The sequence below is a fragment of the Leclercia sp. CFBP8987 genome (assembly GCF_034044995.2).
GTDB classification, from domain to species: domain Bacteria; phylum Pseudomonadota; class Gammaproteobacteria; order Enterobacterales; family Enterobacteriaceae; genus Enterobacter; species Enterobacter tamurae.
Genome location: NZ_CM188255.1, coordinates 3,887,409 through 3,907,449 on the forward strand (window position 1 = coordinate 3,887,409; position 20,041 = coordinate 3,907,449).

24 protein-coding genes are annotated in these 20,041 nt (G+C 57.9%); 6 read left to right on the forward strand and 18 right to left on the reverse strand.

Annotated elements, in window-relative coordinates:
• Positions 1-2: 2 nt before the first annotated feature.
• Positions 3-347, reverse strand: a complete 345-nt coding sequence (locus SOM40_RS18690; protein ID WP_207630127.1) for a nitrous oxide-stimulated promoter family protein — start codon at positions 345-347, stop codon at positions 3-5.
• A gap of 189 nt (positions 348-536) precedes the next feature.
• On the opposite strand from SOM40_RS18690, the gene SOM40_RS18695 reads away from it, so the two are divergent.
• Both SOM40_RS18695 and mutS read left to right on the forward strand, forming a co-directional pair.
• Complete coding sequence (locus SOM40_RS18695) at positions 537-767, forward strand: SymE family type I addiction module toxin (protein WP_106994486.1); 231 nt, start codon at positions 537-539, stop codon at positions 765-767.
• A gap of 113 nt (positions 768-880) precedes the next feature.
• The gene (gene mutS, locus SOM40_RS18700; RefSeq protein WP_166183733.1) at positions 881-3,442 is read left to right on the forward strand and encodes a DNA mismatch repair protein MutS; all 2,562 of its coding nucleotides are present in this window, start codon (positions 881-883) and stop codon (positions 3,440-3,442) included.
• 143 nt (positions 3,443-3,585) lie between these two features.
• Here the strand turns inward: mutS and SOM40_RS18705 are convergent, their stop codons facing one another.
• The 3 genes from SOM40_RS18705 to SOM40_RS18715 are packed head-to-tail and all read right to left on the reverse strand — an operon-like array spanning position 3,586 to position 5,837.
• On the reverse strand, positions 3,586-3,807 hold the full coding sequence (locus SOM40_RS18705; RefSeq protein ID WP_014071539.1) for a non-oxidative hydroxyarylic acid decarboxylases subunit D: 222 nt from the start codon (positions 3,805-3,807) through the stop codon (positions 3,586-3,588).
• Positions 3,808-3,817: 10 nt separating this feature from the next.
• A complete protein-coding gene (locus SOM40_RS18710) occupies positions 3,818-5,245 on the reverse strand; it encodes a non-oxidative hydroxyarylic acid decarboxylases subunit C (RefSeq protein ID WP_106994483.1) in 1,428 nt (475 codons plus the stop codon).
• The gene (locus SOM40_RS18715; protein ID WP_106994482.1) at positions 5,235-5,837 is read right to left on the reverse strand and encodes a non-oxidative hydroxyarylic acid decarboxylases subunit B; all 603 of its coding nucleotides are present in this window, start codon (positions 5,835-5,837) and stop codon (positions 5,235-5,237) included. Before SOM40_RS18715 ends, SOM40_RS18710 begins: the two co-directional genes overlap by 11 nt.
• A 172-nt stretch (positions 5,838-6,009) precedes the next feature.
• Between SOM40_RS18715 and SOM40_RS18720 the strand changes: the two genes are divergently transcribed.
• Positions 6,010-6,426 (forward strand): MarR family winged helix-turn-helix transcriptional regulator, encoded by a 417-nt coding sequence (locus tag SOM40_RS18720; protein ID WP_320530540.1) that lies wholly within the window; start codon positions 6,010-6,012, stop codon positions 6,424-6,426.
• On the forward strand, positions 6,423-6,800 hold the full coding sequence (locus SOM40_RS18725; protein WP_320530541.1) for a DUF4440 domain-containing protein: 378 nt from the start codon (positions 6,423-6,425) through the stop codon (positions 6,798-6,800). The genes SOM40_RS18720 and SOM40_RS18725 overlap by 4 nt, the downstream gene beginning before the upstream one ends.
• 53 nt (positions 6,801-6,853) lie before the next feature.
• Here SOM40_RS18725 and rpoS read toward each other — a convergent pair whose 3' ends face one another.
• Positions 6,854-7,846, reverse strand: coding sequence for an RNA polymerase sigma factor RpoS (rpoS, locus tag SOM40_RS18730; protein WP_032613624.1), 993 nt, complete (start codon positions 7,844-7,846; stop codon positions 6,854-6,856).
• Between the two features lie 60 nt (positions 7,847-7,906).
• Positions 7,907-8,986 carry a murein hydrolase activator NlpD gene (gene nlpD, locus SOM40_RS18735; protein WP_261645058.1) on the reverse strand — a complete coding sequence of 360 codons (1,080 nt, stop codon included), beginning with the start codon at positions 8,984-8,986 and terminating at the stop codon, positions 7,907-7,909.
• On the opposite strand from nlpD, the gene SOM40_RS18740 reads away from it, so the two are divergent.
• Positions 8,874-9,119, forward strand: coding sequence for a hypothetical protein (locus SOM40_RS18740; protein WP_242685337.1), 246 nt, complete (start codon positions 8,874-8,876; stop codon positions 9,117-9,119). The two genes, nlpD and SOM40_RS18740, sit on opposite strands and share 113 nt — an antisense overlap.
• A 28-nt stretch (positions 9,120-9,147) precedes the next feature.
• On the opposite strand, the gene SOM40_RS18745 is transcribed toward SOM40_RS18740, so the two are convergent.
• The 11 genes from SOM40_RS18745 to cysG form a co-directional block, all read right to left on the reverse strand.
• On the reverse strand, positions 9,148-9,774 hold the full coding sequence (locus tag SOM40_RS18745; protein WP_106994478.1) for a protein-L-isoaspartate(D-aspartate) O-methyltransferase: 627 nt from the start codon (positions 9,772-9,774) through the stop codon (positions 9,148-9,150).
• Positions 9,768-10,529, reverse strand: coding sequence for a 5'/3'-nucleotidase SurE (surE, locus tag SOM40_RS18750; protein ID WP_106994477.1), 762 nt, complete (start codon positions 10,527-10,529; stop codon positions 9,768-9,770). The genes SOM40_RS18745 and surE overlap by 7 nt, the downstream gene beginning before the upstream one ends.
• Positions 10,510-11,559, reverse strand: a complete 1,050-nt coding sequence (gene truD, locus SOM40_RS18755; protein WP_320530542.1) for a tRNA pseudouridine(13) synthase TruD — start codon at positions 11,557-11,559, stop codon at positions 10,510-10,512. The genes surE and truD overlap by 20 nt, the downstream gene beginning before the upstream one ends.
• Positions 11,556-12,035, reverse strand: a complete 480-nt coding sequence (gene ispF / locus SOM40_RS18760) for a 2-C-methyl-D-erythritol 2,4-cyclodiphosphate synthase (RefSeq protein WP_006811766.1) — start codon at positions 12,033-12,035, stop codon at positions 11,556-11,558. The genes truD and ispF overlap by 4 nt, the downstream gene beginning before the upstream one ends.
• Positions 12,035-12,745: a 2-C-methyl-D-erythritol 4-phosphate cytidylyltransferase gene (gene ispD / locus SOM40_RS18765; RefSeq protein WP_106994475.1), complete on the reverse strand. Its 711-nt coding sequence runs from the start codon at positions 12,743-12,745 to the stop codon at positions 12,035-12,037. Before ispD ends, ispF begins: the two co-directional genes overlap by 1 nt.
• Positions 12,746-12,766: 21 nt before the next feature.
• Positions 12,767-13,078 carry a cell division protein FtsB gene (gene ftsB, locus SOM40_RS18770; protein WP_032613637.1) on the reverse strand — a complete coding sequence of 104 codons (312 nt, stop codon included), beginning with the start codon at positions 13,076-13,078 and terminating at the stop codon, positions 12,767-12,769.
• 166 nt (positions 13,079-13,244) lie between these two features.
• A complete protein-coding gene (locus SOM40_RS18775) occupies positions 13,245-13,568 on the reverse strand; it encodes a DUF3561 family protein (RefSeq protein ID WP_320530543.1) in 324 nt (107 codons plus the stop codon).
• A gap of 57 nt (positions 13,569-13,625) precedes the next feature.
• Entirely contained in the window at positions 13,626-14,231 is a 606-nt protein-coding gene (cysC, locus tag SOM40_RS18780) for an adenylyl-sulfate kinase (RefSeq protein ID WP_320530544.1), read from the reverse strand.
• Complete coding sequence (gene cysN, locus SOM40_RS18785; protein WP_320530545.1) at positions 14,231-15,658, reverse strand: sulfate adenylyltransferase subunit CysN; 1,428 nt, start codon at positions 15,656-15,658, stop codon at positions 14,231-14,233. Before cysN ends, cysC begins: the two co-directional genes overlap by 1 nt.
• Before the next feature lie 9 nt (positions 15,659-15,667).
• Entirely contained in the window at positions 15,668-16,576 is a 909-nt protein-coding gene (cysD, locus tag SOM40_RS18790; protein ID WP_106994471.1) for a sulfate adenylyltransferase subunit CysD, read from the reverse strand.
• Between the two features lie 9 nt (positions 16,577-16,585).
• The gene (cysG, locus tag SOM40_RS18795) at positions 16,586-17,944 is read right to left on the reverse strand and encodes a siroheme synthase CysG (RefSeq protein ID WP_106994470.1); all 1,359 of its coding nucleotides are present in this window, start codon (positions 17,942-17,944) and stop codon (positions 16,586-16,588) included.
• 239 nt (positions 17,945-18,183) lie between these two features.
• Between cysG and SOM40_RS18800 the strand changes: the two genes are divergently transcribed.
• Complete coding sequence (locus tag SOM40_RS18800) at positions 18,184-19,227, forward strand: aminopeptidase (RefSeq protein ID WP_320530546.1); 1,044 nt, start codon at positions 18,184-18,186, stop codon at positions 19,225-19,227.
• A 68-nt stretch (positions 19,228-19,295) separates the two neighbouring features.
• Here the strand turns inward: SOM40_RS18800 and cysH are convergent, their stop codons facing one another.
• On the reverse strand, positions 19,296-20,030 hold the full coding sequence (gene cysH, locus SOM40_RS18805; RefSeq protein ID WP_261644999.1) for a phosphoadenosine phosphosulfate reductase: 735 nt from the start codon (positions 20,028-20,030) through the stop codon (positions 19,296-19,298).
• Positions 20,031-20,041: the final 11 nt, after the last annotated feature.

Genomic DNA, 20,041 nt, shown 5'->3' on the forward strand with positions numbered 1-20,041 from the left:
GGTTACTTTTTCGGGCGGTACTTTTCCGGCAGCTCCGGGACCGGGCGGCGGTCGTCGATCAGATGGCGGATCGTCAGAATCGGATGACGCCACAGCATGCGCGGTCCTGCCCAACGCATCACCTGCTTCATCTCTTCCCGTTTAGCCGGCTGATAGCAGTGAACCGGACACTGCTTGCAGGCCGGTTTCTCCTCGCCAAACACGCATTTATCCAGCCGCTTGTCGGCGTACGCATTCAGCGCCGGATAGTGCCCCGCGGCTTTTGATGCCTCGGGACACTGCTTTTCATACAGCGCGATCATCTTGCGGATGGTCTCTTTTTCGCGCGCGATCCGTTTTCCTGACATGGCCTGATACCCACTGATAAGTTGCATCAATAATACCCTTTTCAAGCCGGATGTTCAGCCCGATTTCATATTTTACATTTCGTTTCCTGAAGGCGCTTCGCAGTTATACGTTTGTCTTCGCCTCATTTTACTGACATTTTATACAGGTGTTTGTTTCACCGGATCCTTCCCTGCGAACAAGGAGTTTCTATGTCGGATATGTGCATCTCCAGACCCAGCCGCCATCTCACCGTGGGCTATTTCAGAAAACGCCACGAGGATCGCAAGACCAAAATCCCGACGCGCTACAGCGTACATGCTGCGCTGAGCTTAAAAGGCGACTGGCTGGAAGAGGCCGGTTTTAAAACCCATTCCCGGGTGCGGGTGCTGGTGGAACAGGGGAAATTAGTGATTGAGCTGATTGCGGAAGAGGCCTCGTAAAGTCGCGACATTTTGCTGCGCCGGCTCTTTTTTTCATGCGACAATAGCGCCATTACACGACCCTAATGTCGCCTGAACAGCACTATTTTCAAAGAAATGGACATCATCACTCCATGACCACTACTGACAATTTCGACGCGCACACCCCCATGATGCAGCAGTACCTGAAGCTGAAAGCTCAGCATCCGGAAATCCTGCTGTTTTATCGGATGGGCGACTTTTACGAGCTATTTTATGACGATGCGAAACGCGCCTCACAGCTGCTCGACATCTCGCTGACCAAACGCGGCGCCTCCGCCGGGGAACCGATCCCGATGGCCGGGATCCCGCACCACGCGGTAGAGAACTACCTGGCGAAGCTGGTCAATCAGGGGGAATCGGTCGCCATCTGCGAACAGATTGGCGATCCGGCCACCTCGAAAGGCCCGGTTGAGCGCAAAGTAGTACGCATCGTCACCCCCGGCACCATCAGCGATGAAGCGCTGCTGCAGGAGCGCCAGGATAACCTGCTCGCCGCCATCTGGCAGGACAGCAAAGGTTTTGGCTATGCCACCCTGGATATCAGCTCCGGGCGTTTTCGCCTGAGCGAACCGGCCGACCAGGAAACCATGGCCGCCGAGCTGCAGCGCACCAATCCGGCGGAGCTGCTGTACGCCGAAGATTTTGCCGGGATGGGGCTGCTTGAAGGCCGTCGCGGCCTGCGTCGCCGTCCGCTGTGGGAGTTTGAGATCGACACCGCGCGCCAGCAGCTTAACCTGCAGTTTGGCACCCGGGATCTGACCGGCTTCGGCGTTGAAAATGCCCCGCGCGGTCTGTGCGCCGCGGGCTGTTTGCTGCAGTACGTGAAAGATACCCAACGCACCGCCCTGCCGCATATCCGCTCCATTACCATTGAGCGCCAGCAGGACAGCATCATTATGGATGCCGCTACCCGTCGCAATCTGGAGATCACCCAGAACCTGGCCGGGGGCGTGGAAAACACCCTCGCCTCGGTGCTCGACAGCACCGTCACCCCGATGGGTAGCCGGATGCTGAAACGCTGGCTGCATATGCCGGTTCGCGACATCGCCACCCTCACCGGCCGCCAGCAGACCATTGGCGCCCTGCAGGAGAGATACAGCGACCTGCAGCCGGTGTTACGCCAGGTAGGCGATCTGGAGCGTATTCTGGCGCGTCTGGCGCTGCGTACCGCGCGACCACGCGACTTAGCCCGGATGCGTCACGCGTTCCAGCAACTGCCAGAACTGCGCAGCCAGCTGGCAGAGATCGACAGCGCGCCGGTGCAGAAGCTGCGCGAGGCGATGGGCGAATTCAGCGAACTGCGCGAACTGCTGGAAAAGGCCATCATTGAAACGCCGCCGGTGCTGGTGCGTGACGGCGGCGTTATCGCCCCGGGCTATAACGAAGAGCTGGACGAGTGGCGCGCGCTGGCCGACGGCGCAACGGACTATCTCGATAAGCTGGAGATCCGCGAACGCGAGCGGCTCGGGCTGGACACCCTGAAGGTCGGTTACAACGCCGTACACGGCTACTTTATTCAGATCAGCCGCGGGCAGAGCCACCTGGCCCCTATCCACTACGTGCGCCGCCAGACGCTGAAAAACGCCGAGCGTTACATTATTCCTGAGCTGAAAGAGTACGAAGACAAGGTACTCACCTCGAAGGGCAAAGCCCTGGCGCTGGAAAAACAGCTGTATGACGCCCTGTTCGATATGCTGATGCCGCACCTGGGCGATCTGCAGCAGAGCGCCTCCGCCCTGGCCGAGCTGGATGTGCTGGTTAACCTGGCGGAACGTGCCGAGACCCTGAACTACTGCTGCCCGACCTTTAGCGATAAGCCCGGGGTACGTATTACCGAAGGCCGTCACCCGGTGGTGGAGCAGGTGCTGAACGAGCCGTTCATCGCTAACCCGCTCAACCTGTCGCCGCAGCGGCGAATGCTGATCATTACCGGACCGAACATGGGCGGTAAAAGTACCTATATGCGCCAGACGGCGCTGATTGCCCTGCTGGCCTATATCGGCAGCTACGTTCCGGCGCAAAAGGTGGAGATCGGCCCTGTCGATCGTATCTTTACCCGCGTGGGTGCGGCGGACGATCTGGCGAGCGGTCGTTCGACCTTTATGGTAGAGATGACCGAAACTGCCAACATTCTGCACAACGCCACCGAGTACAGTCTGGTGCTGATGGATGAGATTGGCCGCGGGACCTCGACCTATGACGGGCTCTCGCTGGCGTGGGCCTGTGCCGAAAGCCTGGCCAATAAAATCAAAGCCATGACCCTGTTTGCCACCCACTACTTCGAGCTGACCCAGCTGCCGGAGAAGATGGAGGGCGTAGCGAACGTGCATCTGGATGCGCTGGAGCACGGGGACACTATCGCCTTTATGCACAGCGTGCAGGATGGCGCGGCGAGCAAAAGCTACGGGCTGGCCGTGGCGGCGCTGGCGGGGGTGCCGAAAGAGGTAATCAAGCGCGCGCGTCAGAAGCTGCGTGAGCTGGAAAGCCTGGCGCCAAACGCGGCGGCGACCCAGGTTGACGGGACGCAGATGTCGTTGCTGGCGCCAGCCGAAGAGACCTCCCCGGCACTGGAAGCGCTGGAGAACCTCGACCCGGATTCTCTGTCGCCACGTCAGGCGCTGGAGTGGATCTATCGGTTGAAGAATCTGGTGTAGATCGGTGTGGTCTGTATTGCCCGGCGGCGCTACGCTTGCCGGGCCTACGGAATGTGCGGCCTGTATCGCCCGGCGGCGCTATGCTTGCCGGGCCTAAGGAATCGATGTAGGCCGGGTAAGGCGTAGCCGCCACCCGGCTTTTTTTACAGCAGCGGCGGAATGGTCGGTACCTGCGGGGCATCGTCGATATCTTTCTGCGTCATGCGAAACGCTTCAGGATAGTGCTCCCGGCTGGTTCGGCGCAGCGGCTCGGTATCTCGCCAGGTATACAGGCAGTGCTGGCACTGGTACACCGTCCAGACATCTTTCACCGGCGACGTCGCCATCACCTCAATATGTTCATCGGCACAACGTGGACAAATCATGTTCCCCTCCTTATTTACGTGCGGCCAGCATCGCGGTCAGTTTTTCAGCCCAGGCTTTGGTTTCAGGCAGATCCTGTACCGGCTGGCTGTAATGACCGCGGAGATCCGGGGCCACTGGCGTGGTGGCATCGATAATCAGTTTGTCGGTGATCCCCGCCGGGCTTGAACCCGGATCCAGCTCCAGCACCGACATATTCGGCAGCTGCACCAGATCCCCCGCCGCGTTCACTTTCGACGACAACGCCCACATCACCTGCGGCAGGTTGAACGGGTCGACATCCTCATCCACCATGATCACCATCTTCACGTAACCCAGACCGTGCGGCGTCGTCATTGCCCGAAGGCCAACGGCACGGGCAAAGCCGCCGTAACGTTTTTTGGTAGAGATAATCGCCAGCAGGCCGTGGGTATACATCGCATTCACCGCCTGCACTTCCGGGAACTCGGCTTTCAGCTGCTGGTAGAGCGGCACGCAGGTTGCCGGCCCCATCAGATAGTCGATTTCGGTCCACGGCATGCCGAGATAGAGCGATTCAAAAATCGGTTTGGTGCGGTACGAGACTTTGTCGATGCGCACCACGGTCATGTTGCGCCCTCCGGAGTAGTGCCCGGTAAACTCTCCGAACGGCCCTTCGATTTCGCGTTTACGCCCCTCAATCACCCCTTCGAGGATCACCTCCGACCCCCAGGGCACGTCAAAACCGGTCAGCGGTGCGGTGGCGATTGGATACGGGCTTTCCCGCAGCGCACCTGCCATCTCATATTCCGACTGATCGTATTTCAGCGGCGTCGCCCCCATCAGGGTGATAATCGGATCGTTACCGAGGGTGATCGCAATCGGCAGATCCTGGCCGCGCTCTTCAGCTTTATGCAGATGCAGGGCGATATCGTGCATCGGCACCGGCTGCAGGCCGAGTTTGCGTTTCCCCTTCACCTCCATGCGGTAGATGCCAACGTTCTGCTTGCCGAAGTGATCCGGATCGAGCGGATCCCGGGAGACCACGCAAGCTTTATCGAGATAGAACCCGCCATCACCGTCGTTCAGGCGAAACAGCGGCAGAATGTCGAACAGGTTAATCGCCTCGCCGTCGACGGTGTTCTCCGCCCATGCCGGACTGGCGCGGCGCTCCGGCGCTACCGGGAATTTATCCCAGCGGCGAATAAACTCGTCGATCTGCTTTTTGACCGGCGTATTCGGCGGCAGTCCCATCGAGATGGCGTGGTTCTGCCAGGAGCCGATAGTGTTCATGGTCACGCGGGCGTCGGTAAAGCCGCGAATATTGTCAAACCACAGCGCAGGCGCACCGTCACCAATGCGCCCGGTGGCGTTGGCTGCCGCCGCCAGATCCGGCTCCGCGTCGACCTGCTCCGTGATTTTCAGCAGTTGCCCTTGCTCATCGAGCGCCTGCAGGAAGCTTCTCAAATCATCAAATGCCATGTTCATTCTCCTGTGAAAAAATTCTGGCCGCCTGCAACCCCTTCCAGCGACGGGCTTTGGTATGCTCCAGACCAAACTGGTCGAGCACCCGGGTCACAATGTGTTGGGTAATGTCATCGGCGGTTTGCGGGTGGTTGTAGTACGCGGGCATGGGCGGCACCATCGCCACCCCCATGCGGGAAAGGGCCAGCATGTTCTCCAGATGGATAGTGCTGAGCGGCGTTTCCCGCGGGACCAGCACCAGCTTGCGCCCCTCTTTCAGCACCACGTCGGCAGCGCGCCCTACCAGCCCGTCGGCGTAGCCTGCGCGGATCCCCGCCAGCGTCTTCATGCTGCAGGGAATAACGATCATGCCGTCGGTACGAAAGGAGCCGGAGGAGATGGTGGCGGCCTGATCCGCCGGGCTGTGGACCACGTCGGCCAGGGCGGCAACGTCCTGAGCGGTGTACGGCGTTTCCAGCTCTATCGTCGTTTTGGCCCACTTCGACATCACCAGATGGGTCTCTACCTCCGGCATATCGCGCAGCGCCTGCAGCAGTGCCACCCCGAGCGGCGCGCCGGTCGCCCCTGTCATCCCAACAATCACTCTCATTCAGTACCTCATTTCATTTGTTCGTGTACGAACGTGTTGTTTACCCTACGCCCGGCGAGGTACGCTGACAAGATCGTTCGTATACGATCACACATAATGCTAAAACCGGTCGCGTTAAAATCCCGGTTGATAACGGCTATGATAGAGAAGTGATTTTTACGCCGGAGAGTTCATGGAACTGAGACAAGAAGCGTTCCATCTGTTACGTCAGCTTTTTCAGCAGCATACTGCGCACTGGCAACAGGCCTTGCCCGAGCTGACCAAGCCGCAATATGCGGTCCTGCGTTCTATCGCTGAACATCCCGGCATTGAGCAGGTGGCGCTGACCGAAGCTGCTGTCAGTACCAAAGCCACCCTCGCGGAAATGCTGAGCCGCATGGAATCTCGCGGGCTGGTGAAGCGCGAATCCGATCCGGCCGACAAGCGCCGACGGTTTGTTTTCCTAACCACGGAAGGTGAAGCGCTGCTCGGAAGCTGTAAGCCGGTGGGGAATGACGTCGATGAGGCTTTTCTGGGGCGTTTAAGCCCTGAGGAACGTCACCAGTTTACGGATCTGGTCCGCAAAATGATGGTAAAGGAGAAAGAATGACCTGCTATGAAACAGAAATTATTGATGCTCACGTCGCGTTAGAAAACTGGTTAGGCCAGGGGGAAGGCGATTTTGCTGCCCTGCTCGCCCGTTTTCGTCAGGACTTCCTGATGATTGCCCCCAGCGGCGCACATCTGGATCACCCGGCGCTGGCAAATTTCCTCGAGGCTCAACGCGGCAGCCGTCCGGGCCTGAAGATCGTGATTGATGAATTAACCACGTTGCAGACCTGGGATAACGGGGCGGTGCTTCACTATCGCGAGACACAAACCCGCCCCGATCAGCCGGTGAACGTGCGCTGGTCCAGCGCGGTACTCAATCAGGAAGGCAATACGATTACCTGGCGTCTGCTGCACGAAACCACGCAGCCTTAAGACAAAAGAAAAAGGCCCGTCTTTCGACGGGCCTTTTTTTGACGAAAAGTTGCTTACTCGCGGAACAGCGCTTCGATATTGAGCCCTTGACCCTGCAGGATTTCACGCAGGCGACGCAGACCTTCTACCTGAATCTGACGAACACGTTCACGGGTCAGGCCGATTTCACGACCGACATCTTCCAGTGTTGCAGCTTCATACCCCAGCAGACCGAAACGACGTGCCAGCACTTCACGCTGTTTGGCGTTCAGTTCGAACAGCCATTTGACGATGCTCTGTTTCATATCATCGTCCTGCGTGGTGTCTTCCGGGCCGTTGTCTTTTTCATCGGCCAGGATGTCCAGCAGCGCTTTCTCGGAATCGCCACCCAGTGGGGTGTCGACAGAGGTAATACGCTCGTTGAGACGCAGCATACGGCTAACATCATCAACCGGTTTATCAAGCTGCTCGGCAATCTCTTCCGCGCTTGGCTCGTGGTCCAGTTTATGGGACAACTCGCGTGCGGTACGCAGATAGACGTTCAGCTCTTTCACGATGTGAATCGGCAGGCGGATCGTACGGGTTTGGTTCATGATTGCCCGTTCGATGGTCTGTCGAATCCACCATGTCGCGTATGTTGAGAAACGGAACCCACGTTCAGGGTCAAATTTCTCTACCGCGCGGATGAGTCCCAGGTTGCCCTCTTCAATCAGATCCAGCAGAGCCAGACCACGATTGCTGTAACGACGGGCAATCTTGACCACCAGACGCAGGTTACTTTCAATCATACGACGGCGTGAGGCTACATCACCACGTAATGCCCGACGCGCAAAGTACACTTCCTCTTCTGCTGTTAACAGTGGAGAGTATCCAATCTCTCCAAGGTAAAGCTGAGTCGCGTCCAGCACACGTTGAGTGGCGCCCTGCGATAACAGCTCTTCTTCAGCTAAATCGTTATCACTGGGTTCCTCTTCTACTAAGGCTTTTTCGTCAAAAACCTCAGCTCCGTTCTCATCAAATTCCGCGTCTTCATTTAAATCATGAACTTTCAGCGTATTCTGACTCATAAAGGTGGCTCCTACCCGTGATCCCTGAACGAGACAACCGAAGTGGTATGTCCCGCCAAATTATCGCTGCGGTAAATACTGCAGCGGGTTTACGGATTTCCCCTTGTAACGAATTTCAAAATGCAAGCGTGTAGAACTGGTTCCGGTGCTACCCATGGTAGCTATTTTTTGCCCCGCCTTAACTTCTTGTTGTTCCCGGACCAGCATCGTATCGTTATGGGCGTAGGCACTCAGGTAATCATCGTTGTGTTTTATGATAATAAGATTACCGTAACCGCGCAGAGCGTTACCGGCATATACAACGCGTCCATCTGCGGTCGCGATAATAGCCTGTCCCTTACTTCCTGCGATATCGACCCCTTTATTTCCCCCCTCGGAGGAAGCGAAGTTCTCGATAACCTTGCCTTCAGTCGGCCAGCGCCACGAAGAGATCGGCGAACTGGAGGTCTGACTACTGGCAACGGGCACGGTAGAGCTAACCACAGGTGCCGTAACGGGCGCTGTGACGACAGTCGCAGACCCTTTATTATTCGGCAACATCTTGTTAGCACTCTGTTCACCTGAGTCCTCAGAATACGTAATTGTCGGTTGTGACGCAACCACTGTGCTTGATTTTTGCGCAGGCGTCACACTGTTATTTTGCGCCGTCACGTCAGCCGCTGAAACGGTATTGCCTGGCGTTAATGGTGCGCCGGTGGCGTTACCAACCTGCAGCGTCTGGCCGACATTCAGGCCATACGGGGCCGCAACGTTATTTCGCTCTGCCAAATCACGGAAATCGTTCCCGGTGATCCAGGCAATATAGAAGAGAGTGTCGCCGCGTTTTACGGTGTAAGTGCTGCCGCCGGTATAGCTTCCTTTCGGAATGTTCCCATACTTACGGTTATACACAATGCGGCCATTTTCCGTCTGAACAGGCTGATCCACTGGCTGAATCTGTGTTGGCTGCGTAACCACGGGTTGAACAGGTTGAATCTGAGGTGTTTGTTGTGTAGTCGTGCCCATCCTGGACGGAGGGGTGATCAGCATGCCGCCGGATGAATTGCCAGCTCCGCTGCTGTTGCCGCCAACTGAACTCACCGGCGCAGGGGCGTTATTCGAGGATGTACAACCTGCCAGCCACAGTGAAACCAGTGACAGAGCCGCAACACGGCTGATGGTGAATTTTGGGCTTCCCGCGCTCATTTATCCCCCAGGAATGTTTTTAGTTACCAGTGACTTAAAATTAACCGTAATGTCACGCGCTTTTGCGCCACACCATACGCTGAATTAGCCTGAATAACCCTGGAAAAATCCGAGTCTCAGGCCAGCTCTCCTTTTACCAGAGGCACAAAACGTACGGCTTCTACGGTATCGATGATGAACTCGTCGCCCCGTCGACGAACACGCTTTAACAGCTGATGTTCATCGCCCACCGGTAAAACGAGGATCCCGCCATCGTCCAGTTGCGCCATAAGCGCAGCCGGGATTTCCGGCGGTGCGGCCGTCACGATAATGGCATCAAACGGGCCGCGAGCCTTCCAGCCCTGCCAGCCATCCCCGTGACGGGTAGAAACATTGTGCAAATCAAGCTGCTTCAGACGGCGACGCGCCTGCCACTGCAAGCCTTTAATACGTTCAACCGAGCAGACGTGATGCACCAGATGCGCCAGAATGGCGGTCTGGTAACCCGATCCGGTGCCGATCTCCAGCACCCGTGAGTCCGGGGTCAGCTCCAGCAGCTCGGTCATGCGCGCCACCATATAGGGCTGCGAAATGGTCTGCCCCTGCCCTATTGGCAGGGCGACGTTTTCCCACGCTTTGTGCTCAAACGCCTCATCGACGAATTTTTCACGCGGTACCAGTGAGATGGCAGTGAGCACATGCTCATCGGCAATACCCTGAGTGCGTAATTGATTCAGAAGTGCTTGTACACGTTTACTTACCATTGGGAGCTCACTCCGGCACGTTCCAGCCAGCCTGACACCACATCTTGCGCGTTATGCGCGGTCAAATCTACATGCAGCGGGGTCACGGAAACGTACCCCTCGTCCACCGCGGCGAAGTCGGTATCCGGCCCGGCATCGTGCTTTTCACCCGGCGGGCCAATCCAGTACAGGGTATTCCCGCGCGGATCCTCCTGCGGGATCACCTTATCTGCCGGATGTCGGCTGCCGCACCGCGTCACGCGAATGCCTTTGATCTGATCCAGCGGCAGATCCGGAACGTTGATATTGAGGATCCGCCCGGTGCGCAGCGGCTCACGGCTCAGGGCGCGCAGTATGGAGCAGGTCACCGCGGCAGCGGTGTCGTAATGCTGATGGCCGTTGAGGGATACCGCCAGCGCAGGGAAACCGAGATGGCGTCCCTCCATGGCGGCCGCCACGGTGCCGGAGTAGATCACGTCATCCCCCAGATTGGGCCCGGCATTGATGCCGGAGACCACCACGTCCGGACGCGGACGCATCAGCGCATTGACGCCGAGGAAGACGCAGTCCGTCGGGGTGCCCATCTGCACGGCGATATCGCCGTTATCGAACGTAAAGGTGCGAAGGGATGACTCGAGGGTTAACGAGTTAGAAGCACCGCTGCGGTTACGATCGGGAGCCACGACCTGCACCTCAGCGAACTCGCGTAGCGCCTTAGCCAGCGTCTGAATGCCTGGCGCATGGATCCCGTCATCGTTACTCAGCAATATTCGCATAGTCACCCGAAGTGTTGATAAGTTCCCTGACAACACTGGTGGCAAACCTACCTGCCGGCAGCCAGAAACGTAACTCGACGGTCACGTCATCCCACCAGTTCCAGCTCAGCTGTTGCGGATAGAGCAGCATCGCCCGGCGTGCCGCTTCGACTTTTTCCCGCACCAGCAGAGAGCATAATTCTGTTTCACCGGCGACGGCGGCCTGCTCAGCCTGTAGCGCCTCGCCCTGCGGGCCCCATTCACCGGTACCCGGCAGGGCCGCAGTGATCAGCAGTGTTTTCGCATTGACGCGCGCCTGCACATCACCCATTTCTTCGTCAGTGGCGACGAACCAGCTGCCGCGCCCGGCTAATTGTAGCGCATCGCCAACAACAACTTGATTCGCGTCTGTTTTTTTCAGACGTTCGCTCACGATTTGATTAAACAACGCACTGCGGGCTGCCGACAACCAAAAACTGCGTTTATTGCGATCGCGCACCGGGGCATTGCTTTGCGCCCAGCGCAGCGCGCCCTGCAAGTTACTGCCGCCAATACCAAAACGCTGGGCGCCGAAGTAGTTCGGCACGCCCTGCTCGTTGATAGCAGTAAGACGTTTCTCGACATCCTCGCGGTGGCTCACCTCGCGCAGCACCAGGGTAAAGGCGTTACCCTTTAAGGCGCCGAGGCGCAGTTTGCGCTTGTGACGGGCGTATTCCAGCACCTTGCAGCCTTCAAGCTGGAACTGGCTTAAATCAGGCATTCCGTTACCCGGCACCCGGGCACAGAGCCACTGCTCGGTCACAGCGTGTTTATCCTTCTGCCCGGCGAAGCTCACTTCACGGGCATGAATTTTCAGGAACTTAGCCAGCGCCTCGGCGACAAAACGGGTGTTGCAGCCGTTTTTCAGGATCCGCACCAGGATGTGCTCGCCCTCGCCATCCGGCTCAAAGCCCAGATCTTCGATCACCACGAAATCTTCCGGATTGGCCTTCAGCAGGCCCGTGCCCTGCGGTTTACCGTGCAGGTACGTCAGGTTATCGAAATCCGTCATTTGGCCGCCTTCACCAGCAGCGCTACCGCTTCACAGGCGATACCTTCGCCACGACCGGTAAAGCCGAGCTTTTCGGTGGTGGTGGCTTTGACGTTGACGTCATCCATATGACAGCCGAGATCTTCGGCAATGAACACCCGCATCTGCGGGATATGCGGCAGCATTTTCGGTGCCTGGGCAATGATGGTCACATCCACGTTACCGAGGGTGTAGCCTTTGGCCTGAATACGACGCCAGGCTTCGCGCAGCAGTTCGCGGCTGTCCGCCCCTTTAAAGGCCGGATCGGTGTCCGGGAACAGCTTGCCGATATCGCCCAGCGCCGCCGCACCCAGCAGCGCGTCGGTTAACGCGTGCAGGGCAACATCGCCATCAGAATGCGCGAGCAGTCCTTTTTCATAAGGGATGCGTACGCCGCCAATGATAATTGGGCCCTCGCCGCCAAAGGCGTGTACGTCAAAACCATGTCCAATTCGCATTATGCCTTCTCCTGATGGGTCGAACGGGTAAGATAAAATTCTGCCAGCTGTAAATCTTCGGGGCGCGTCACTTTTATATTATCTGCGCGCCCTTCAATCAGTTCGGGATGAAAACCGCAGTACTCCAGCGCCGACGCTTCGTCGGTGATAGTTGCGCCTTCATTCAGCGCACGGGTTAAGCAGGCCTGGAGCAGCTCGCGGGGAAAAAATTGCGGCGTCAGGGCATGCCAGAGGTCAACGCGCTCCACCGTGTGGGCGATGGCCGGAAGTCCCGGCTCGCCGCGCTTCATAGTATCGCGGACCGGCGTAGCGAGAATGCCGCCGACGCGACTGGTTTCGCTAATAGTCAGCAGCCGCGCCAGGTCGTCCTGATGCAGGCACGGCCGCGCCGCGTCATGCACCAGCACCCACTGCGCGTCACCGGCGGCCTGAAGACCCGCCAGTACCGAATCGGCGCGCTCTGCGCCACCGTCCACGACGGTGATTTGCGGATGACCGGCAAGCGGCAGCGCGGCAAAGCGGGCATCGCCCGGGCTGATAGCGATAATGACCCGCGACACGCGTGGGTTCGCCAGCAGCGCCGCCACGGTGTGCTCAAGGATCGTTTTATCACCAATTGAAAGGTACTGCTTGGGACATTCTGTCTGCATGCGCCGGCCAAACCCGGCGGCTGGCACAACGGCGCATACGTTCGAAAAAGTGACTGCCATGGCTAATAATCCTGGGCCTGATTATCGGGTGTTTTGTACTGAGCCCTGGTTGCGTTTAGACGCATCCGGCACCAGACGATAAAAGGTTTCGCCCGGCTTAGTCATGCTGAGTTCGTTGCGTGCGCGCTCTTCAATGGCCTCTTGTCCGCCATTGAGATCGTCAATTTCCGCAAACAGCTGATCGTTTCGCGCTTTAAGTTTGCTGTTTGTTGCCTGCTGCGCCGTCACGTCATCGCTGACGCGACTGTAATCGTGAAGGCCGTTCTTACCGAACCACAGTGAATACTGAAGCCAGACCAGCAGTGCCAGCAACAGCAGCGTAAGTTTACCCATCCTGCCCCCTGAAAAACGGCATCATCATCCCATAACTTTGCCCCCGACTCTACATCGGGGCTACAGAGACGCCGCACCATTGCGGGCAAATGTACCACATTTTTTTTGCAGATTCGCGCAGCCTTCAACGTGACACAGTGAGTGACGGTTTGAATTATGGCTGAACTTATCCCATGAGCCACAAAAATAACAGTCCGACCATCGCCACCACCGTCATCACGGTGGTGAATGAACTGTAGAGCAGCTTGCCGTTGAGCAGAGAGTGCAGCGTAATCCCTACCACTACGGCAACGGGCATCAGCGCCAGGAAGAAAGGCCAGGTATAGAGGAAAAAGAACAGGGTGTTACTGCCGTAAAACAGGAAAGGGATGCCCAGTGCCATCAGCCATGAGGCGAAGCCGACGATCGCCCCAGGGAAAGACCAGGTCGTCTCGTCATTTGCCGATACTGTGTCCGTCCCGGTGATAATGTAGTTCTCACTGTTTCGCATAGCTGATCCTGTGACCATGACATATCGATGGGGATAATCACCCCCATCAATACCATCTCAGGATCTGATAATATCGCCCTGTCTGAGCAGGTCTAATAATTGGCTTACTAAATTTGTTACCAATTGTTGACCTTCCAGATGGATTTCGGGCGCATCAGGAGTTTCATAAACTGCGTCAATACCGGTGAAATTCTTCAGTTCACCCGCGCGGGCTTTTTTATACAGCCCCTTCGGATCGCGCTGCTCGCAGATGGCCAGCGGGGTATCAATAAAGACTTCGATAAAGCGGTTCTGACCGACGCGCTCGCGCACAAACTGCCGCTCGGCACGGTGCGGCGAAATAAACGCCGTTAACACCACCAGCCCGGCATCGGCCATCAGGCTGGCCACTTCGCCCACCCGGCGGATGTTCTCTTTGCGATCCGCATCGCTAAAGCCGAGATCGCTGCACAGCCCGTGACGCACGTTGTCGCCATCCAGCAGATAGGTGCTGACACCCGCTTTATGCAGCGCCTCTTCCAGCGCGCCCGCGACGGTGGATTTACCGGAGCCCGAGAGCCCGGTAAACCACAGCACAACCCCACGGTGACCGTGGAGTTGTTCGCGATCGGCCACCGTGACCGGATGAGGATGCCAGACGACGTTCTCATCATGCTGCGCCATCACTTGCCTCCCAGCAGATCGCGTGCGCCCCAGTGTGGGAAGTGCTTACGCACCAGCGCATTCAGCTCCAGCTCAAAGGCGCTGAACTCTGACTGCACCGCGCTCGCCTGCGCTTTAGGCTCGCGCACCATCCCGGCGCCAACGGTGACGTTGGTCAGGCGATCGATAATGATTAAGCCCCCGGTCACCGGGTTCTGCTGGTACTGATCCAGCACCAGCGGTTCGTCGAAGGTGAAATCCACCAGGCCGATACCGTTCAGGGGCAATTCCGTGACGTTGTGCTGCGCCAGATTGTTGATATCCACCTGGTACTGAACCGCGTCCACGCGGGCGCGGGTTTTCTTGCCAGCGATTTTGATGTCGTAGCTCTGACCCGGGCTCAGCGGCTGCTCCGCCATCCACACCACATCAATAGCGGCGCTTTGCACCGCAGGCAGCGTTTCCTCTGCATCCACCAGCAGGTCGCCCCGGCTGATATCAATTTCGTCTTTCAGCACCAGGGTGACGGCTTCGCCTGCCCCGGCCTCCTGCAGATCGCCATCAAAGGTGACGATGCGGGTAATGGCAGACTCCACGCCTGACGGCAGCACCTTCACGCGCTGGCCCACCTGCACGCTGCCGGAGGCAAGGGTGCCGGAGAAGCCGCGGAAATCGAGGTTCGGACGGTTAACGTACTGCACCGGGAAGCGCATCGGCTGCGTCTCAACGCTGCGCTGGATCTCGACGGTCTCGAGCACTTCCAGCAGCGTCGGGCCGCTGTACCACGGCATGCTCACACTCTGGGAAGCTACGTTGTCCCCTTCCAGTGCCGAGAGCGGCACGAAGCGGATGTCGAGGTTGCCCGGCAGCTGTTCGGCAAAGGTCAGGTAGCTCTCGCGGATCTCGTTAAACTTCTCTTCGCTGAAGTTGACCAGGTCCATCTTGTTGACCGCCACCACCAGATGCTTGATCCCCAGCAGCGTGGAGATAAAGCTGTGACGACGGGTCTGATCCAGCACCCCTTTGCGGGCGTCGATCAGCAGGATCGCCAGGTCGCAGGTTGACGCCCCGGTCGCCATATTACGGGTGTACTGCTCGTGCCCCGGGGTGTCGGCGATAATAAATTTGCGCTTCTCGGTGGAGAAGTAGCGATAGGCCACGTCAATGGTGATGCCCTGCTCGCGCTCTGCCTGCAGGCCATCCACCAGCAGGGCCAGATCGAGCTTCTCGCCCTGGGTGCCGTGACGTTTGCTGTCGTTATGCAGGGAAGAGAGCTGATCTTCGTAGATCTGACGGGTATCGTGCAGCAGACGGCCAATCAGCGTACTTTTGCCGTCATCAACGCTGCCGCAGGTCAGAAAACGCAGCAGGCTTTTGTGCTGTTGTGCGTGCAGGTAGGCTTCGACGCCGCCTTCATCCGCAATTTGTTGAGCAATAGTGGTATTCATGGCGGCTCCTTAGAAATAACCCTGACGTTTCTTCAGCTCCATGGAGCCTGCCTGGTCGCGGTCAATCACGCGCCCTTGTCGCTCGCTGGTGGTCGACACCAGCATCTCTTCGATGATCTCCGGCAGCGTCTGCGCGTTAGATTCCACCGCGCCGGTCAGCGGCCAGCAGCCGAGGGTACGGAAGCGCACCATCTGCTTTTTAATCACTTCACCAGGCTGGAGATCGATACGATCGTCATCAATCATCATCAGCATGCCGTCGCGCTCCAGCACCGGACGTTCAGCCGCCAGGTACAGCGGCACGATTTCGATATTTTCCAGATAGATGTACTGCCAGATATCCAGCTCGGTCCAGTTGGAGAGTGGGAAGACGCGGATGCTTTCGCCTTTGTTGATCTGGCCGTTGTAGTTGTGCCACAGCTCCGGGCGCTGGTTCTTCGGATCCCAGCGATGGAAGCGATCGCGGAAGGAGTAGATACGCTCCTTGGCGCGGGATTTCTCTTCGTCGCGGCGGGCACCACCGAAGGCGGCGTCAAAGCCGTACTTGTTCAGCGCCTGCTTCAGCCCTTCGGTCTTCATGATGTCGGTGTGTTTGCCGCTGCCGTGCACGAACGGGTTGATACCCATCGCCACCCCTTCCGGGTTTTTATGCACCAGCAGTTCGCAGCCGTAGGCTTTGGCGGTACGGTCACGGAACTCATACATCTCGCGGAATTTCCAGCCGGTATCCACGTGCAGCAGCGGGAACGGCAGCGTGCCTGGATAAAACGCTTTACGCGCCAGGTGCAGCATCACGCTGGAGTCTTTCCCAATGGAGTACATCATTACCGGATTAGCGAACTCGGCGGCCACTTCGCGGATGATATGAATACTCTCCGCTTCGAGTTGCCGCAGGTGAGTCAGTCGTTTTTGATCCATAACCGTTCCTTAAGCCAGATTTACAACAGAAGAGCCGAACCCTTCTGTGTCGGTAGTGTGTTGAAACCAGGCGAGCGTGCTGTGCAGCTGCACCACTTCACCCACCACAATCAGGGCGGGCATCGGGGCGTCTTTCGCAAGGTGTGCAAGGTGTTGTAATGTGCCGGTCACCACGTGCTGATCGACGCGCGTGCCGCGGGATATCACCGCCACAGGCGTATCTGCATCGCGCCCGTGTTGAATAAGTTGTTCACTGATTTCCGCCGCCTTCATGGTGCCCATGTAGATCGCCAGCGTCTGACGGCTTTGCGCCAGATGGGTCCAGTCAAACGGGGTGCTGTCGGCCTTGTAGTGGCCGGTGACAAAGGTGACGCTCTGGGCGTAGTCCCGGTGCGTCAGGGGAATACCCGCATAGGCCGTCACCGCCGAGGCCGCAGTGATCCCCGGCACCACCTGGAAGGGCACGCCCGCTTCAGCCGCTGCCTGCAGCTCTTCGCCGCCACGGCCAAAGATGAACGGATCGCCCCCTTTGAGACGTACTACGGTTTTGCCCGCTTTCGCCGCGTCAATCAGCATCTGATTGGTTTCATGCTGCGGCACGGCGTGTCCGCCCGCGCGTTTGCCAACGCAGATCTGCTCGGCGTCACGACGGATTAATTCGCGTATGCCATCGGTCACCAGATGGTCATAGAACACCACGTCCGCATCCTGGAGTACCTGCAGGCCGCGCAGCGTCAGCAGTCCGGCATCGCCCGGCCCCGCGCCGACGAGGATAATCTCCCCGCTGGTGCTGCCCGGGTTATCCAGTTCGTCTTCGAGGATTTGTTGTGCCGCCGTCTCATTACCGGCCTGCATCAGGCTGGCAAAGCGGCCGCGGAACACCCGCTCCCAGAAGCGACGGCGTTCCGCCACGCTGGTCAGGCGGGTTTTCAGATGGTTGCGCCAGAAGCTGGCTTTCTCTGCCATCCGGCCCAGGCTGGTTGGCAGTAGCGCTTCGATTTTTTCCCGCAGAACGCGGGCCAGCACCGGTGCGGTGCCGCCGGAGGAGATCGCTACCACCAGCGGCGAACGGTCGACAATCGACGGGAAGATAAACGAGCACAGGGGCTGATCGTCCACCACGTTCACCAGACGGTGACGGGCGTGAGCGGCATCAGAGATGCGCTGGTTGAGTGTGCGGTTTTCGGTTGCGGCAATGACCAGCACCACATTGTCGATTTGCGCTTCATCAAAGTCCGCTTCGGCAACCACCTGCACGCGCGCGCCTGCCCGGTGTAAAAAGGCAATTTTGCGCTCGGCGATTTCACCGCAGCCGATCACCAGGACCGGACGGTCTTTTATGTCAGCAAATAAAGGAAGGTAATCCACAATGCTACAACTCGCTAACAACCAGGAATAGTGGGACTATAGGGGGCTGCTCATAGCGAATGAAATTACGAATTGGAATGAGTAGTTACTCAATGGAATAACGCCCTGCAAAAGCAAATATCAAAAAGTGCTTAACACGCGTAATTACGGGCATTTAAGAGCAATTCAAATTGTGTAAGCGCGGTCACAGTTTCATACTAAGCGCGTTAAAATTTTGCTCTATTTTTTAAGGACTCACTATGTTTTCCGCAATGCGCCACCGTTTCGCTCTCCTGGCGCTCGGCGTTTGCTTAACTGGAACGGTTCAGGCTAAAACGCCCCCTCTGGGTGAGATTGCTGCGACGCAGGCGCGTCATATCGCGACCTTTTTCCCGGGCCGCATGACCGGTACCCCCGCCGAAATGCTCTCCGCTGACTATGTGCGCCAGCAGTTCGCTGAGATGGGCTACCAGAGCGATATCCGCACCTTCCAGAGCCGCTATATCTATACCTCACGCAATCAGAGCAAAAACTGGCACAACGTGACCGGCAGCACCGTGATTGCAGCTCATGAAGGTAAAGCCGCACAACAAATTATTATCATGGCGCATCTGGATACCTACGCGCCGATGAGCGACAGCGATGCCGATAACAACCTCGGCGGCCTGACATTGCAGGGCATTGATGACAATGCCGCCGGTGTCGGGGTGATGCTGGAGCTGGCGGAGCAGTTGAAGAATATTCCAACCCAGTACAGCATCCGCTTTATCGCCACCAGCGGCGAAGAAGAGGGACGTCTGGGGGCTGAGAACGTGCTCAACCGCATGAGCGCGGCCGAGAAGAAAAACACCCTGCTGGTGATCAACCTCGATAACCTGATCGTCGGGGATAAGCTCTATTTTAACAGCGGCAAAACCACCCCTCCCCCGGTGCGCAAATTAACCCGCGACCGCGCGCTGGCGATTGCCCGCGCCCAGGGTATCGTTGCTGGCACCAATCCGGGCGGCAACGCCAGTTACCCGAAAGGGACAGGATGTTGTAACGACGGTGAGAAGTTCGATAAGGCCGGGATCCCGGTGCTGTATGTCGAGGCGACCAACTGGTCTCTGGGTAAGAAAGACGGGTATCAGCAGCGGGCGAAATCAAAAGCTTTCCCGCAGGGGACGAGCTGGCATAACGTCAGGCTGGATAATCTGCAGTACATTGACGAGGCGCTGCCAAAGCGGATCGAACATCGCAGTCGGGACGTGGTGCGGGTGATGCTGCCGCTGGTGAAAGAGCTGGCGAAAGCGGGGAAAGTGTAGCGGGATTAGCTCCCCTCACCCTAACCCTCTCCCCTATGGGGAGAGGGTTAGGGTGAGGGGCACAACAATCACCCTTCGTGCAGTCCACACTCGCGCTTGAGGCCGAAGAAACGGGTCTCTTCTTCCGCCATACCCGGCTCCCATTTGCGGGTGGTGTGAGTATCTCCCACCGACAGATAACCCTGATCCCACAGCGGATGGTATTTCAGGCCATGCTGCTGCAGGTACTGGTATACGGTTCGGTTGTCCCAGTCGATAATCGGCAGCACCTTGAACACCCCACGTTGGATCGCCAGCACCGGTAAGGACGCCCGGCTGCCGGACTGATCCCGGCGCAAACCGGCAAACCAGGTTTTAGCCTTGAGTTCGGAGAGCGCCCGGTTCATCGGCTCGACTTTGTTGATGGCATTGTATTTCTCAATACCCTCCACGCCCTGCTCCCACAGCTTGCCGTAGCGCGCTTCCTGCCATGCCGCGCTCTGTTCGGCACGGTAGACCTTCAGGTTCAGCTGCAGCTTGTCCGTCAGTTCGTCAATAAACTGGTAGGTTTCCGGGAACAGGTAGCCGGTGTCGGTGAGGATCACCGGAATGTCCGGACGGATCTTATTCACCAGATGCAGGCTGACCGCGGCCTGAATACCAAAGCTCGAGGAGAGCACGTATTCACCCGGCAGGTTTTCCAGCGCCCAGGCGACACGACCTTCGGCGTCGAGCTTTTCCAGATTGGCGTTGGTTTCCGCCAGGGCCAGAATACGTTCGACTTTTGGCAGATCGTTAAGGGCGTTTAGATCGAGTACGGACATAATTACCTCTC